The sequence below is a fragment of the Chitinimonas violaceus genome (assembly GCF_052601015.1).
In genome coordinates this window covers 1-15,782 of sequence record NZ_JBQXDJ010000079.1, presented here as the reverse complement: position 1 = coordinate 15,782, position 15,782 = coordinate 1, and the positions used below count along the sequence as shown (strand labels likewise).

Below are 15,782 nucleotides of genomic sequence, written 5' to 3'. Positions count from 1 at the left end.
TACTCTGACCGATGTTCAAAAACCATACGGACAGCGCGTTCTTTGACTTCTGGCGAATACTTGGTTGGCTTCTTCATAACTCCATTCTCTCAAGAAATGGAGCCTCCTCACTATCCGGGGGGATTCAGTGTGAACCTGATGCTTCTCTGACCACCACTTGTCGATAGGGGATCAGAGAAACATTGGTTACTTCATGGTACCGGGGTTGTAGCCAGTAACAGCTTACTGGATCAGTTCCCGCCAGGTTGAACGTTCCAATCTAATGCCAGATGAGATATCAATACAACCCGTGGGAGTACAATTTTGTTTCCGCTTTGAGGGTGCTCCAACGGTGTATCTGGCTCCACCGTCATTGTTATCACCCAACCCCCTACGTACAACGCTGCTGAATGTTTGCGATCCTCTTGGCAGGCTCTCATTTACAGAATATCCCGCATTGGGTAGAGGAACATCTTTACCATTAACTTTGGTTTTGAATGTCCTAACCCCTTTGCTCCCCCCGTCATCAACTCTTGCCACTATCGTAGTATTTGAGCCAGTTACTGAGCAGGAGTCTGTGGCTGCCTGTGCGTTCATGACATCGAAGACCACCGCGTTGCCATCCAATACCCGTGGTTCACCCGCAATACGTGCGCCACTTGCAATATTGACTCGGTCAACAAGGTCCATGTACCAACCGCGTTGAGATGCCCAATCGATCTTGCACTCTTTCGTCCCACATTTGGATTCGATATAGACGTACCCGTTTTTGACTATTTGCTGATAGTCAGCTTCGGTGAGCGAGCTTGCGGTAGCGCTATCCTTTAATTTGTCCTTTGCTGTGGTGTCGGTGTAATACTTATATTCCCGCTTAAGCAGCTTGCTTTGGTCCACAGGGGCGGAGGAGCCATCATCCCAAACACCATAAAACCGATTCATGCTGGCTTCATTGGGGCATGTATAGTTTTTATCGCAGTCTCCCAAGAACTTACCGGTACCGAATAAGACGATGACGCCACCTAAGGTCGTTGTGGAGTCACCATTCGCCGTTAATAGCCCCTTCCCAGCTTCTTTCACAGGATGTGCTGCAACGGCAGGAGCGCTAGCGATAGGTTGACGTTTTCCATCTGAAGTGCCAGTTGTAAATAGGCGTTGGACACTGCTTGCTGCCTTCCAGGCACTTGGGGTGGTCCCACGTAGGTCGAATCGCCACAGGTTACCGTATAAATCGCCTGCATAGACAACGTCCACCGTCCCATCGCCGGTCCCATTGCTGGTGAGTACATTCAGGTCAGCATACGAAGGGGCGGACAGTCCATTAGGGTCAGTTGGTGTCCCATCTGTACCGGCTGCGATTTTCACGACATCTGTAGGGTCACTGACGTTGATCAAGTAGAGATAGGCTTTACCATTTTGGCTGTTATAACCATTGCCGGTAATAACACGGAATTTTCCGTCATTTGTCTTCAAGATCAATGGGTCCCCAGTGACGTAACCCATATCGACGTCACCGTTTTCAGCACTGAAATCCCATAGCGCTAATTTAGCGGCATTACCTTCGTTGAAGTCGCCAGGATTGGTAACATCCAAGGCTGAAATCCCTTTACCACCGAATCCAGCACCTACTGCAGCAATGGTTGACCACTTATTGGAGGAGTCGAGGTAAGCGTCGTTGATTGATACCTTCCCATTCAGATAATAAGCATGCTTATAAGTCTGGCTGGTCAGTTCGCTTAGCTTTCCGTACACATAGGATGGGATGTAAGCAATAACTTCCTTACCGCCATCGCTTAGATCACCAGTTCCATTGTCGATACCATGTAAAGCACCATCATTCGCACCAACGTAAACGACGCCTCTACGATTGACATTATTGTTAGCAAAGGTGGTATGACCAGCATCGCTTGCACGGTATTTGGGGTCTGGTGCACCAACAAGGCTTGGGCTTGATTCGATGATGTCTCCTAGATGGTTACTTACTCCACCCAGAAGAGGTTGCCGAGGGCGAAATTTGGTAACGCTTGTGCCTTCTTCCGCGTTATCTCCACGTAGATAAGCAAGACGTTTCTCACCTTTTCCATCAGTATGTCCAGTCCCATCCAGGTGCAGATTGTCCTGTTGTTCTTTGCTTAGCTTGCTCCATTCAAATGCAACACCCTTTTTATTGCTCGGGTTGAATGTGATGATTTTTCTCTCAGCAAAGGGAATCTGTTTCTTGGTGGTATTCCAGATTTCTGTACCTAGAGTGGTATCGGTTTTGGATTGAGATAATGCAGCTAATTCTCCTGACCAATTCTGAGCAGTATAAGACGCGCGATAAAACACTTGGCCACTGTCGCTTGTCCTTACTCCGCCGCCGCCAACCTGGGCTGACGAAACAGTCCCTTGTTGCAGTTCAGAAAACACTTTACTAAGTTGTTCCTTCATTTTCAGCGGGTTCGCCACAAAAAAGTAGCTGGGTGGAACCGCATCGGGTCTTGCTGCGGCATCGGGTAAAACAGCACCGCCATATTTGGCAACATACCAAAGCGGATTTTTAAGATCCTTCAGGGTATTACCTGCACCCGTGCTATCCACTACAAAATCCCGTTTACTATTCAGGGAGAGCCTTTTGTCAAGGCTGCCGACTCTTTTCGGATAACCAGATCCTGGATCGGGGGAATCCAACGCAATGACTGGGTCACTGCTATTTGACCAGGAGCGCTGGCGACTGGATCTGTTACAGAGCTGTCCTGGTTCATCGGATTGACCAAGACCATTCGCAGTATCGCAATCCCGTACCACAAGATATGCGCGATCTGCAGTACCAGCACCACTGATAACATAACCTAAGTGTTGGGTAGCACCGCCGGCCGCAAAGACGGAGTCGACATTGACTGAGAAGGTATTGGTATTCTTTTTGAATACGGTGTATTGGACGATTGCATCCATATCATCGTCGCCAGATCCTTGGTCATTGTCTGAGAAACTGACACGAACCCGATAAATGGGTAAGCCGCCATTGCCTTGGCCGGCATCCAGATTTGTTCCCGGAGTTGTGTTCCTAGGAAAGCCTGGGGCATTGAATGCTTTATCAATAAAGAAACCAACAATTTTGTTCCCAACACCACCTACTGTTTTACCAAATGGGGTAATCACTACAGGCGTGCCCATATCCAACTCAATTTTTGGAAATGGCGAAGAAAGTGCGAGTGCGTATGTACCTACGCGCAATTCAGGGTTCGAAGGAATAATGGGATTATTCCGCCCAAAAGCTGCCACCATGACTGATTTATAAGTTCCAGCTAATCCTGGTTCATCAGGTAGCGCATTAATACTATTGAAATTGCTGATAGTTCTTGCGATAGGTTGAGTAATACCACCCACATTATCTGCAGTTACTACTTTGGCAGCTCCACCGAATTCTTTTGCCCATAAATTACCACCGATGCTGTTAGCATCGAATGACTTACCGCCAATTGTACCCGTGAGATTGTCACCATCTCTGGACGGGTTAACATCTGAGATTAGCGTGATATAGGGTTTACTGCATTTATCTGTGGCAAGTGGATTAGTCCAACTGGGTTCTGGTAAACCACTAGGCCAACTGCCTACCTTACCAAGTGACCAATTCAGATTACGACCTGCTCCATCGCCGGTGAAATTTCCATTTGCTGAGTTACCTGCATAATAATTCATGCTTTCTTGTAGCATTTCAGCAACGGGGTTATAAACCCAATTAGCCCCCCCGTAACTGTCATTGCGCCAGCCATCTACGCGCAATTTGCTTAATGTAGCAATAATACCGTTCGTACTATAGTTGAATGTGCCGTCAGCTTTATTAATTTCATCTTCGAATTTTCCGATGTTCTTTCTAATTACACCGCCTCGATCATTCTTATCATAAGAACCGGTGAAAAGACCAAAGCGCATCAAGTCGGCTTCACCATATTGTTGCAATAGGCCGATTGGCTTGAATGAGGTTTTACCATACTGAGAACAATTTTCTTCTAATAGGCCGCTTTTACATACTTCTACATAGACATTCAAACTGCTGATTTGTGAGCCGACATTTTCAGAGTCACCGCCGCCATAAGCAGACCGATCTATGGTATCGCCGCTGACTGGGACTTCTTTAGCGACCCATTCCCAAATTCTTTCCTGGCGACTAAGGAGGTATTTGATTTTAGGTGCAGTATTGACACCACCACTCCCATTTGTGGGCGTCACATTGGTAAATAAATGACGTCTCCCTACAGCAGGCAGGCTGAGTGGCGTATAGTCTTGAATATTGTATCCATCACGCGCAACACTTTCGTACTCACTGCCCCAGGTATTTGAGTTACTTGGAACGTAGGCACGCTGAAGTACGGTTCTATTTGCATCATCAATATATCGAACGCCACCAAAGAATACTTTGGCAAGTGCGTCCATTCGGGATGTCGTCAAGTAATTAAGATAGTCACCACTCCATTGGTTCCTACATTTTTTATTATTGGTTGCTGCTACAGGTACGAAAGTATTTCCATCGTGAGTGTAGCATTTATAAGAATCGAAAAGTCCATAATAGTCAATACGGAAGTCGCCCTTGGCTGATCCTTCCGTGCCATCACGTTTTTTATTTCCTTTATACCCTACATCAATGGGTCCATCTTCTTCGAGTGCTGAGGCATCATTGTATGCGGCCATCCAGAGCTTATAATCTCGTTCCAATACAAGCAGATTTAATGGTGGCGCGCTGCTGCTACCTAAAAGGGGGCGATATGGATCATTTCCTCCTTGAACGATCTTTCCTGCTTGGGTAGGAAACCCAATTACTGATAATAAGACAGGCAGAATTAGCCGCTTGTTTAACATGAATTGCCCCTTGTTTTCCCTGAACCAGATAAATATTGACTGCTTGTAATAGGTATAACGTCCGTTGATCAAGAATCTGTGATTGCTGTACCTCTAACTATTACGGTCGGAACTATTTAACGGTGATTGGAATAATGTAATTTCTGATATCTTGTTATAAGGGCACACTAGGGGTGTTGCTTATAGTGATGCCTTTTTTTGTATCTTCTTACTTGTCTCCCTACACCGCTTAAAACCTCACTTATCTGCGTAAATTCTGGTTTTTATGCTTGCTCTGCTCATGATGGATCATGAAAAGACAAAAGCTAGCGAAGACTATGTTCTTGGTTCGCTAACCTCTTCCATAAATTGACTTTTTTTGTCACAAACGAGTATGCAAACACCGCTGTAACTTGCTGGTGACGAGCTAGTTCGAGTATGGCTTTTGTATTGACTGACCCGCACAGATGGGTTGGGCGAGCGAAAACTACAAACTACAAACTACGAGGAGCAAGCAATGCAGCTGGTATTATATCCCTGCCGTCGGTCGGCTTTTCCCTTTTTTGGGTTGGCCTCTCAGTCTTGCACAGAGAGTTATGCAGCTAAGCAGCGGGGTTTTGCCCTGAGTGGTTGGGTTTCGTTGGCTTTGCTCAGCAATGTCGCCATGGGTGGGGCGCATGACATTGTCGGTGTCGACCAGTCACCTGCGGCATACCAGATTCGAACAGACACTAAAGCAGATCCAGATCGGGGGACGCACTTATAAGGACGCGATTTTTCGCGATGGGCTGGGCCGGGAAGCGATACTTCGTGGTTGGAACGTCTCGGGCTCCACAAAATTGACCGAGAGTGGTTTCAAGCCGTTTCGAACACAGGCGGATACGCGAAGTGGTCTAAACGATTTGCGGGCGAAAAGCGGTGCGAATGTGATTCGGCTATTGGTGGCATGGGAAGCTATTCACCCCGAGCCAGATCGAATCGATACTGTTTATCTCGATGATATTGCACAGCAGATTCAAGCCGCGACCGAACGCGGTATGCATGTTCTATTGGATTACCACCAGGATTTATATTCCCGATACCTATTTAATGCCAATTCCTGGCATACCGGTAATGGCGCACCTAAATGGATTATTAGCGGTGGAAATTATCCAGCAGAATATTGCGGCATTATCTGCATCAGTTGGGCCCAGCATAATATGACGGATGAGGCAGTACGGCGCGCATTTCGTAATTTCTGGAACAATGCGCCTGTAAATACAGCAACTGGTATACGTAGAGTACAAGACAGTTATATCTGGCAGATAACCGAAGCGATGCGTTACCTGCGTAATCGTTTACCAGCATTGGTTTACGATAAGGTATTGGGATTGGATCCGTTCAATGAGCCTGTAGACGGCGGGATGGAGGGTCTGTCCCCTCGTGAATGGGACAATCGGAAGCTCTGGCCTTTCTATGAACGTGTCCGGCAGGCAATGGATGCAGCTGGTTGGGCGGACAAGCTGGTGTTTGCCGAACCACTTGTTTTCTGGAATAGCACAGTCGGTATTTTCGCTCCTGCAACGGGTGGTAGGCATCTGCAAACACCACCCGGCAGCCGATTTGTGTTCAATACCCATTTCTATGATGGCGGTCGACAAGGTACAGATTTACGCGCAGTCAACAACGGTGCATATCTCACCCATTTCGAGGAAATCCGCGAAGAGTCCCGACACTGGCAATCGCCGCCGTTTGTGAGCGAATTCGGCATGATTGTTGGCCAGAAGGGGCATAAAGATACCAACCGCATCGTCAAAGCCATTTACGAGGGTATGGAGTTGACCACATACGGGCATGGTAAGGATCGTTATGCTGATGTCTATGCACCAGCACTGTCCGGCACCCAATGGCAGTGGGATCGGTATTACGGTCAGCATCAGGAACCCATGAATGGCAACCTATCAAAAATTATGGTTGTAGCCGATGGTTGGAATAATGAAAACTACTCCGTCGTGCGCTATGAGGCGGGGCAGTCTGTCTACAACGTCGATCGTTCCAATATCGAGCGCATCTACCCGCGTCGTGCCCAAGGGGACACTGTCCAATTTCACTTTAACGCATTGGTGAAGGACGCCGACGGCAATGTGCCTTTATGGGCAGCACTGAGGTTGGATGGTAAAGAGTGGTTGCGCGACCATGAGTTTGCATTGCTGGTATGGCAAGGTCGTAAGAGAGATGCGCCAACCGAGGTTTTCCTCCCAGCACGCTTTGACCCTGCCAATACCATTGCTGTTACCGATATGGCAATTCAAGATGGTTTACCTATCGCTACAGCGGCCAGCCAGGCACGTAATGAAATTCTGTTGATGCGAGACAGTGGCGTGGCTAATACCAGTGCTGCGGGGTATCGCGTGTTGGTGTGGGATGATCAGGATAGCCACGAGGTGCCTGATAGTTGGCACTTCTTATTGCTGGTACCCAAACTGCCAGGAGAGACAGTTCAACCAGCAGTACAAGCGGAATGGCAACGCGAACTCAAGCGTTTGTTGGTAGCAGACCGTAAGAGTGTGGTGTATCTGACGGGTAGCATGACGGATAGCGGTTATCCAAGAAACTGACGATTAAGCTAAAGGGTATTGCCCATGGAAAATGTCTGCCCATTTAATAAGGACGGGGTTGTATCGACACTTTCTTGGGAATTTTCCATATTGCTATCTCTAAGGAAAATAAGTCATTTTATTGTGGAGTGTAATATCTTATTTATTGAGTGAAGCGGTAATGGGTGGCTTAGTGGGTGAAAGAATTCGACGTAGCAAAATGGTACCAATTGCGGCAAAGCCAAATGAAATCACCCAGTGAGTAGGGGATGGTTCCCAATAGTTGTCAATATCTTGAGCTGGAAGGGCTTGGTAAAGGAGGATGCAGCTTGAGTTATAAGTGCTATGAAGGAGAATTCCTGGCCAAAGTGAGTGTGTACGTTCGTATAACCAGCCTAAAATATATCCAGCAACAAGACCGATGATAAATTGATAAATATTTAAATGAGCAAGACCAAAAATGAGAGCTGAGAAAATAATTGCATTTCTCTTACTATATTGATGCAGGAAGCTACGTAAAATTACCCCCCTGAATAACATTTCTTCTAGTATCGGGGCAAGGATACATACAGTAATCACCGATTCAACACCATTGGACATCATCCTGTTAACGAATGTATTGTACCAATCAGGGGGTGGTAGTAAAGAGGTTAAAACTGCAGTACTTGTCCACAGGAAAAGCGTTAATGCTGGAGTAATAAGAATGATAGGTACTACTAGTAGAATAATAGTGGATGCAATTGAGCTTCTGGATGAATGAAAAAGAGTCCTGTAGCTCATATTCTTATAATAGAGTATGAAGCTAAAAACAATTCCGTAGCCGAATAATATAATGACCCCATCAAAATCTTGCAGCTTCATGCCTGTGTTATTACGAATGTCTTGGCTAAGTGCGTATAGCAAGTATTCAATTATAAAAATAGCAATGACAACAAAGAGGGACTCAATGAAATTTGGAAATGTCTCGTTCTTTTGCATGGGATATATCTGTGAGTCTCTGTAAATTCTTTATAGTGAAGAATATGAAATTGTATTTCTTGATTTTCCAATATATATAGAAGATATGCAGTCAATAAAGGATTGATCAATGAATGTCGAATCAATATGGCCAATATAATAGCAGATTATTCGAATTTTATGTATTTGTTGAGTATGACAATCCAGCCTAGTTGGAGAGATTTAGACAGGCGGCAATTCTCAGCATACAAACCTTATTAGAGAGGCTTTGTATGCTGAAAGGGAAATACGATACAAATTTAATATGAATAGCTATATGCGATAGCTTCTTTATTTCCACCGAAGCCGTTCCACTTTGAAACTCTCATTTGGTGTGGGTTCGACACCCAGCAAATTCCGGTCATGGACGACGACAGGCAGGGCGTAGGCGAGGGTGGTGAAGGGGGCTTCTTCTGCCAGGAGCTTTTGTACCTCGATATAAGATTTGGTACGGGCTGCCTGGGTAGTGGCGACGCGTGCCGTATCCAAGGCTGTATCGGCTTGGGTATTGCACCATTGGGCAAAGTTGTAGCCGTTGGCCACAGCGTCACAACTGGCGATATTGCTATAGATGCCATCCGGGTCCAATGTGCCGCTCCAACCGCTTAGCATCGAGGGTGCTTCTCCTGCTCGGGCTTTCTTGACGAGGGCTGTCCATTCCACATTGACGAGATTTACCTTCACACCGATTTTCGCCCAATCGGCTTGAATCATTTCAGCGGTGAGCCGGAAGTTTGGATTAGTGGCAGAGCCGCCTGGTCGCACCCACATCTCAGTCTCAATACCATTGGCGTAGCCTGCATCGGCAAGCAGCTTCTTTGCTTTGCCAAGGTCTGGTTTGGTGGGTTTGACGACCTCTACGCCCCACAGGCTGCGCGATGAATAAGGTGCTGTTGCGACTTCTGCGCGGCCATCGAATACGCTTTTCACAATCGCCTGCCGGTCGATGGCCATGGAGAGCGCTTGCCGCACGCGTTTATCGTCAAACGGTTTTTTGCCCACATTGAAGAAGAGTTGAGCGCTGGACTGCATACGTAGCGGTGTGGCGACGAACTTCGGGTTATGGTCGAACTTGGGTAGATCCTGTGGCTTGATGGTGTCAGCAACCTGGCATTCACCGGCGAGCAGCTTTTGCGCACGTACTGCAGGGTCGGAAACGATGGCGAGAATCAGCTTGTCGATGGCAGGTTTGTTACGCCAGTAATGGGGGTTGACGTCATACCGGGCCTGTGCGCCTTTATCGTACTTTTTCAGCAGGTAGGGGCCAGTGCCTATGGGTTGGCTGCTGATCAGATTCGGCGTGCCAGCACGATCCAGCTGCTGCGCATACTCAGCCGAAACAATGGCAAAGGCTGGGTGGGCGAAGCGCTCCAATAGCGGAGAATAGGGTTTGCTCAACGTGAGCCGTACGGTGTAGTCGTCCAACTTTTCCACCGTTTTGAACAGGTTTTTCCAATCGCCCGAGTTTGCATAAGGGAAGCCGCCCGGTGCAGCTTTAGCACCGGGATGGTCAGGTTGGATCTGACGTTGAATGGTCCACAGGACGTCGTCGGCATTGAAGTCACGAGAGGGTTTGAAATGCTCATTGCTTTGCCACTTCACGCCATGGCGTAGCTGAAAGGTATAGACCAGTCCGTCGGGTGATATCGTCCATTGTTGTGCCAAGCTGGGGCTGAACTTGAAAGGCCCTGGTTCGTACTCGATCAGGTTGTTGTAGATCTTCGCAGCCGATGCAATATGGGTGGCAGCGTTTGCGCTTTGAGCCGGGTCGAAGCCATCAGGGTCGGCATCAGCGCAAATGACCAAAGGCTTGGCGGAAACGATGATGCTGAAGGCAAGGGATAACAACAACAGTAGGCGGGGCATAGATGGACTTCCTGGACTGCTTGCGTAACGAGCGTGATTACACGGCTGCGCAATAAGATCGTGGGGTGTCAGGTCAGCGTGGAGCTAGCTTGCCAGTATGGTAAAAGCCTATCGGGCAGGCAAAATTAGGGAATAGATAGCATGCGTTCGCATGGGTATGCTGGCGTCAGATGGCGCGCCTGTCCAGCAAGCTGCATGGATTCTGGCGCTACTGCGGTATGTTTACCACGCTAACTCGAAGCTGAAGCGGGCTTGGGCATGGTCTCATCCGCAAACGCAAAGCCGGCATGTTTACTGCCTTTGACGAGGTACATGGCTTTGTCGGCGGCCTTGAGCAGCTCGTCCAGTTTTCTGCTGTGCTCAGGGCATAGCGCAATCCCAAGGCTGCTGCCGACTTCCAACTGATGGCTGTCTACCCGGATAGGCATGCCGATACGGTCGACCAATCGGACAGCGATGCTGGATATGACATTGCGTTCGTGTTGGCCACTCAGCAATACCACGAATTCATCTCCCCCAAGCCGAGCTACTATATCGCTTTCCCGTAGCTGTTCCTCCAAGCGGCGAGCGACTTCGATCAATACCTTGTCGCCTGCATCATGGCCAAATTGGTCATTCACCGGCTTGAAGCGGTTCAGGTCGATCAGTACCAAGGCATGCTGGCCGGTATGCAGTAGCCGGTCTGCGCGTGCAATTAGGCCGGCCCGATTGGCGACGCCTGTCAGGGAGTCGGTTTCCGCCGCGGCGGCCAATACATCGGTACGGGCTCGCAATTCCCGATTCTTCAATTGCATCATCCGCATACGGCTGCCCATGGCCAGCGCGAAGATCACTACCTCAAGTGCCGCCCCTGTTTGTAAGCCATAGCTGCGCATCCAAGGCGAGCTGATAAAACTCCGATTGTCTGCGATGACAATGATGGCCGAGATATGGAGTGTCAGTTGACCGAGCAAATACCAAAGCGCTGGGTGGAAGCCCTGGCGTGCGGTGAGTATGGCAGCGATGATCAGCAGAACAGCCGCAACAGCTGCAACGAGTTCGGTCAGCCCTTGGGCAACCGATATGTTCTCAACCATCGCAGCACCAAAAGCCACGAGCAGCAGCACAAATACGACGTGGGTACTCTGGTAGAGCTTTGGTGTATGTCGTTGCATCCCCAGGAAGTCGCGACTGAACAGCAGGGTGAACAATGCCCACAATACCGGCGCACCGTTGTAGCAGCGTGTAAGCAGTTCCGGGGTATTGGAAATAAGATAGTGTGCCAGATGGCCGTTGTACCCCGAGATACTGATGACCGCGAAGAAGACAGTCAGCACATACCAGACATAGGTCCGGTCCCGGACCATGTTCAGCAGCATCAGGTTGTACAACAACATGGCAAGCAGTGCGCCGTAGCAGAGGCCATCAATCAACTGGCGGGTTCGTACGCTGATCGTATATTGGCCCAGCTCACGAATACGTGGTTGGAATCGCTGAGGAAGCTCTGATTGCAGTTTCAAATAGAAGGTATAGGGCTCTGCGGATGGGAGGTGAAACCGGAAGACCGTGTTTTCCGAGGCAAGTTGCCGATTGGCAAAAGGCCGCTTGTAACCGATGTCGACAGGCGCGGCATGGCTGCGGCCATTTGCATCGATCGGTCCGTAAAGCGAAGCTTCAGCAATAGCGACGGATGACAGTTCCAATACCCAGTCGTATAGCGGATCGCCTTGAACATCCAGCCGTAACCAATACACGCTGGGATCATAGGAATAGCGGATGGCTTCAGCCGGGGTTGTGAAGGCGCTGGCAGGTGCTTGCTGCACTTCTTTCAGCGTCATTTGCTTGCTTGGATCGATTAAAAGTTGAAGCCGACCGCTGAAATGTTGGCCTTCCGCGTCAGTAGTCAATGTAACTGGCGTTGGCGCCGCAGCTGCCCAGATTGGGCAACTCTGCAAGACCAATAGCAGAAGGACAAACAGTCGCAGCACTAGGGGGCTTCCTGCTGTGTCTGCGCGGATGCAGCAGAACTGCTTCAGCCTAGTGCTTCAGCTGTACTAAGGGCAAGCCGTCGAAGCGATTTGCGGAGAAGGTCGCTGCATACAGCCTGCTCGCTCTACAGTAATCGTTGCCAGTAGCCGGTGTCGATCCAGCGCCCAAATTTGTAACCCGTCTGTTCAAGCAAAGCGGTTTGCTTGAACCCCAGCTTTTCGTGCAGTGCTACGCTTGCCGCATTGGGCAGGGCAATGCCGCCGATGACGGTATGCTTGCCACTGTCTTTCAGCATTTCCAACAGCATTGAGTAAAGCCGATGACCCAAGCCCAACCGCTGTGCCTGTGGGGCGAGATAGACCGAACTTTCCACCGAGTGGCGATAGGCTGGCCGGGCACGCCAAGGACTGGCATAGGCATAACCCAGCACTAAGCCATCTTGTTCTGCCACGAGCCAGGGCAAGCCAGCTGTGTTGGTGTCGGTAATACGACTGACCGTTTCGGAGGAGTGAACCGGTTGCTCCTCAAAAGTAATGACGGTTTCCAGTACATAGGGGTTGTAGATAGCGGCAATGGCGGGCGCATCGTCGACTATGGCTTGGCGCAGAATAAGGGACATGGTGTAAGTAACCTGTATAGGTACAGTTGATCAGGCAGATCTGGGCTATACGTAGCGTAGAGAGCAAGGGAAGTCGTTATCCCTGACTTAGCCACGTATGTTCCATTAGCTGCTTGTAGTAGATGGCTGTGCCGCGCAGCGTGCCGTCTGGGCTACAGGCAAAATCAGGAATTTCCCCTGCTTTTTGGTAGCCTTGGCAGGCATAGAATTTCTCTGCGGCAGAGCCGACTTCGGTATCGAGATACACGAGCTTGCGGCCGGTTTGATGTGCATGTTTTTCCAAGGCAGCCATCAACTGGCGCGCAACCCCACGGTTACGCCACGCCGTGTGTACAACCAGCTTTTGCACCTCCGCCCGATTCCACCCGTTTTCTTTGTGGCAGGGAGTCAGCTGTACCGTACCTACCAGCTTTTCATCAGCAGTGGCGATCCAGAGCTGCCGCTGGTTTTGTACTACCTCGTCCAACACACCATCCCAATAACGTTGTGCAGTGTTGGTAGTAAGTGGTGCTAAAAATCCCAGGCTGGCGCCATGGTGTATGGCATCAGCCAACAACGTGCCCAATCCGGGTGTATGGCGTGAAGCATGGCCAGCAGTAATTGCTTCGACTTTGATAGGCATATTCATTCTTCATCGGCATGGTTTTGTAAAACATCTATTCAAACCGTATGTGGGTGGAGAGGCCTAAGAATGCCGCTACACCCATTTCAAATGGTTATGACATTGTCTATGCAAGTGTTATGCCGACGAGTATATGCCTTATGGATCAAAGGCTTGGTGGGTTGGCGCTTGTTGGAGCGTGGTACGGTAGCACCGAGTTGGTGCATCTAGGAGCAGATCATGATCCAGTGTGGGTGATCTTTAGTGTTGATGAGCGCAGCAGCACTACCCAAAGAACTCGCGTAATAGGAAATCCTCTAGGCCAGCGTTGTCTTCTTGCCTTGCAGACAGCACGATGACCCGGTTGAGTCGTTGCGACTCCCAGTTGAAATCCCCGCTGTAGTGGGTACGGATAAGCGCAATCATGCGTTTGATCATGGCGCGTTCGATATCGCCACCTGGTGATACGGATACTTCGAACATTTCGCTACGTGCCCGGCTGCTGTTGTCACCAGTCCAGCCACGAAACATGAATTGAGCGCTCAGTGTGCCTTTGCTCACAATCTGGAAAACCCCATTGGTACCTGGCTGTTGCAGATTTCGGCGGATGTTCGCCATACGCTGCTCTTCAGGCGTAGGTGCCGGAGGCGTGTAGCCACTGGCTTGTTGTTCCGCAGTTTGGCGTCGTTCACGCATGGCCTGCATATAGCTGTTGAGATCGGTAGCAGGTGGTGGAGTCAGATCGAGCGGCTTTGTTGCCGGAGGCGGTGGAGGCGTGGTGGAGGTGATAGCCGGTTCGACTTCAGGTAACTTTTCCTCACGCGGCTTGTGAGGCACTGGTGTGATGGCATGCTTAGGTTGCGGCTGAGGAACGGGGTCAACTTGTGCTGGTTGAGGCTTTGCTACAGGTTCATCCAACAACTTCATTTCCAACTGCAAGGGGGCTTGGCTTACTACAGCAGCGACATCACCTGTGCGAGAGTCTGAGCGGGTAAAGACATACACCAGCAAGAGATGTAGCAACAGCGTGGCGCAGAGTGCGATCAAGGTTTTGCGCTGAATGGACAGCTCGATATCCCGGTCACGCCAGTTACCCATGCGCCAAGCCGGTTGCTGGCATACATGGGTCTGGTTGGTCTGCAGGGAAATCGAAGTGGTGGTCAACAGAAAAACCTGAAACTAATAGGAAGAGAAGTAATTGTGATAGCGAACTGGGCTATTCAGTTCCAACAAAGAAAATTCGTGCGCCGCGACTGTAAACGCTGTTTGCTTGTTGTGCCAGTAGGCGCGGGGAAAGTATTGATCAATGGTCATTCAGATGACCAATTCCAACGACCTGGGTGTCTTAGTCTTGGGCCACAGGGATGGAGAATGGCATTGCAGGCCAGATACCTTGAAGCCACAACCACGCAACCTATTTATATCTAGGTACCTTTTACGATCTATCGTGAACAGCTGGCAATGAACAGCTGGCAATAGAACGTAGAGCAGCATATAAGCCCTGATCATGACTTTGTAGTAATGCCCTGAACAGGATCTAGTCCTGTGCTGCCCGAAGCAATAATTCGAACTGTGCAGCCATCGCGGCGATGTCGTCTTTGTGGTCTATGCCGTTGATGATGCGGCGTGCACCTGCATAGTCTGGCGGTAAGCTCGGCTTGATGTAGTCTGAAAGTTTCTTACCAGTGAACCAGCCTTCGCGCATGCCCCGTGCGCCGATGGCATAGGCAACACTTAATTCCAGGCCTAGGTCTGGCTGTTTGATGAGGCTGTCGGCAGCTAGCGTGCAGGCACTGCCGTCTGCGAGAGTGCACTGCATGCCGGCAAGTTTCTGGCCGGCCTTTTTGTAATTGGCTTCCCACGTGATCTGCACCAGACCACGCCCATAGAAACCAGTCTTCCAGTACGCATTCTGGCAATCCCACTCTCGTGGCCGCCTTTGGCTATTGAAACGCTTTTCCTGTACGGGCGAGAAAGTATGCCCACTTTCCCAGCGCACGGTTGCCAGGAAGTAAGCTATTTCCCGGACCTGTGTAAAGCCAGGGTCGGCTTCGATCAGATCAAACAAGGCGGAAATGGCAGTGTGCCGTGCTGGAGCCAGGCTTAGGCCGGTACGGGCAGTCCAGTCGGTGAGCAGCACATGGCGTTTGAATTGCATGTCCGAATTCCTCACGTTGATGGTGCCAATGTAGACCAGCCGGTAAGAACCTGTTCTATAGTCAGTTCAAAGTTTCGCTAAGAGTGTGTTTTAAAAGTCTCAAACTGTTCCCATGTGTTGGATTTTGACATGGCTAAAAAAGTAGCGGCAGGAGAAAGCGACAGTACCCGACCGATTTAAGCGACAAGAAGTGGAAACGGATTG

9 protein-coding genes are annotated in these 15,782 nt (G+C 49.6%); 1 reads left to right on the top strand and 8 read right to left on the bottom strand.

Annotated features, from left to right (window positions below; genetic code table 11):
* Positions 1-222: 222 nt before the first annotated feature.
* A complete protein-coding gene (locus tag ACUHMQ_RS18225) occupies positions 223-4,887 on the bottom strand; it encodes a pilus assembly protein (RefSeq protein WP_445296883.1) in 4,665 nt (1,554 codons plus the stop codon).
* A gap of 563 nt (positions 4,888-5,450) precedes the next feature.
* Here ACUHMQ_RS18225 and ACUHMQ_RS18220 point away from each other — a divergent pair.
* Complete coding sequence (locus ACUHMQ_RS18220) at positions 5,451-7,391, top strand: cellulase family glycosylhydrolase (RefSeq protein ID WP_445296882.1); 1,941 nt, start codon at positions 5,451-5,453, stop codon at positions 7,389-7,391.
* A gap of 138 nt (positions 7,392-7,529) precedes the next feature.
* Here the strand turns inward: ACUHMQ_RS18220 and ACUHMQ_RS18215 are convergent, their stop codons facing one another.
* The 7 genes from ACUHMQ_RS18215 to ACUHMQ_RS18185 all read right to left on the bottom strand — a co-directional run bounded on the left by ACUHMQ_RS18215 (position 7,530) and on the right by ACUHMQ_RS18185 (position 15,578).
* Positions 7,530-8,348, bottom strand: coding sequence for a CPBP family intramembrane glutamic endopeptidase (locus ACUHMQ_RS18215; RefSeq protein WP_445296881.1), 819 nt, complete (start codon positions 8,346-8,348; stop codon positions 7,530-7,532).
* Between the two features lie 309 nt (positions 8,349-8,657).
* Positions 8,658-10,232 carry an ABC transporter substrate-binding protein gene (locus ACUHMQ_RS18210; protein ID WP_445296880.1) on the bottom strand — a complete coding sequence of 525 codons (1,575 nt, stop codon included), beginning with the start codon at positions 10,230-10,232 and terminating at the stop codon, positions 8,658-8,660.
* A gap of 230 nt (positions 10,233-10,462) precedes the next feature.
* The gene (locus ACUHMQ_RS18205; RefSeq protein WP_445296879.1) at positions 10,463-12,199 is read right to left on the bottom strand and encodes a diguanylate cyclase domain-containing protein; all 1,737 of its coding nucleotides are present in this window, start codon (positions 12,197-12,199) and stop codon (positions 10,463-10,465) included.
* Positions 12,200-12,324: 125 nt separating this feature from the next.
* A complete protein-coding gene (locus ACUHMQ_RS18200; RefSeq protein ID WP_445296878.1) occupies positions 12,325-12,819 on the bottom strand; it encodes an arsinothricin resistance N-acetyltransferase ArsN1 family B in 495 nt (164 codons plus the stop codon).
* A 76-nt stretch (positions 12,820-12,895) separates the two neighbouring features.
* The gene (locus ACUHMQ_RS18195) at positions 12,896-13,441 is read right to left on the bottom strand and encodes a GNAT family N-acetyltransferase (RefSeq protein WP_445296877.1); all 546 of its coding nucleotides are present in this window, start codon (positions 13,439-13,441) and stop codon (positions 12,896-12,898) included.
* Between the two features lie 264 nt (positions 13,442-13,705).
* Entirely contained in the window at positions 13,706-14,584 is an 879-nt protein-coding gene (locus tag ACUHMQ_RS18190; protein WP_445296876.1) for a hypothetical protein, read from the bottom strand.
* A gap of 373 nt (positions 14,585-14,957) precedes the next feature.
* Positions 14,958-15,578, bottom strand: a complete 621-nt coding sequence (locus ACUHMQ_RS18185; RefSeq protein ID WP_445296875.1) for a hypothetical protein — start codon at positions 15,576-15,578, stop codon at positions 14,958-14,960.
* Positions 15,579-15,782 lie beyond the last annotated feature (204 nt).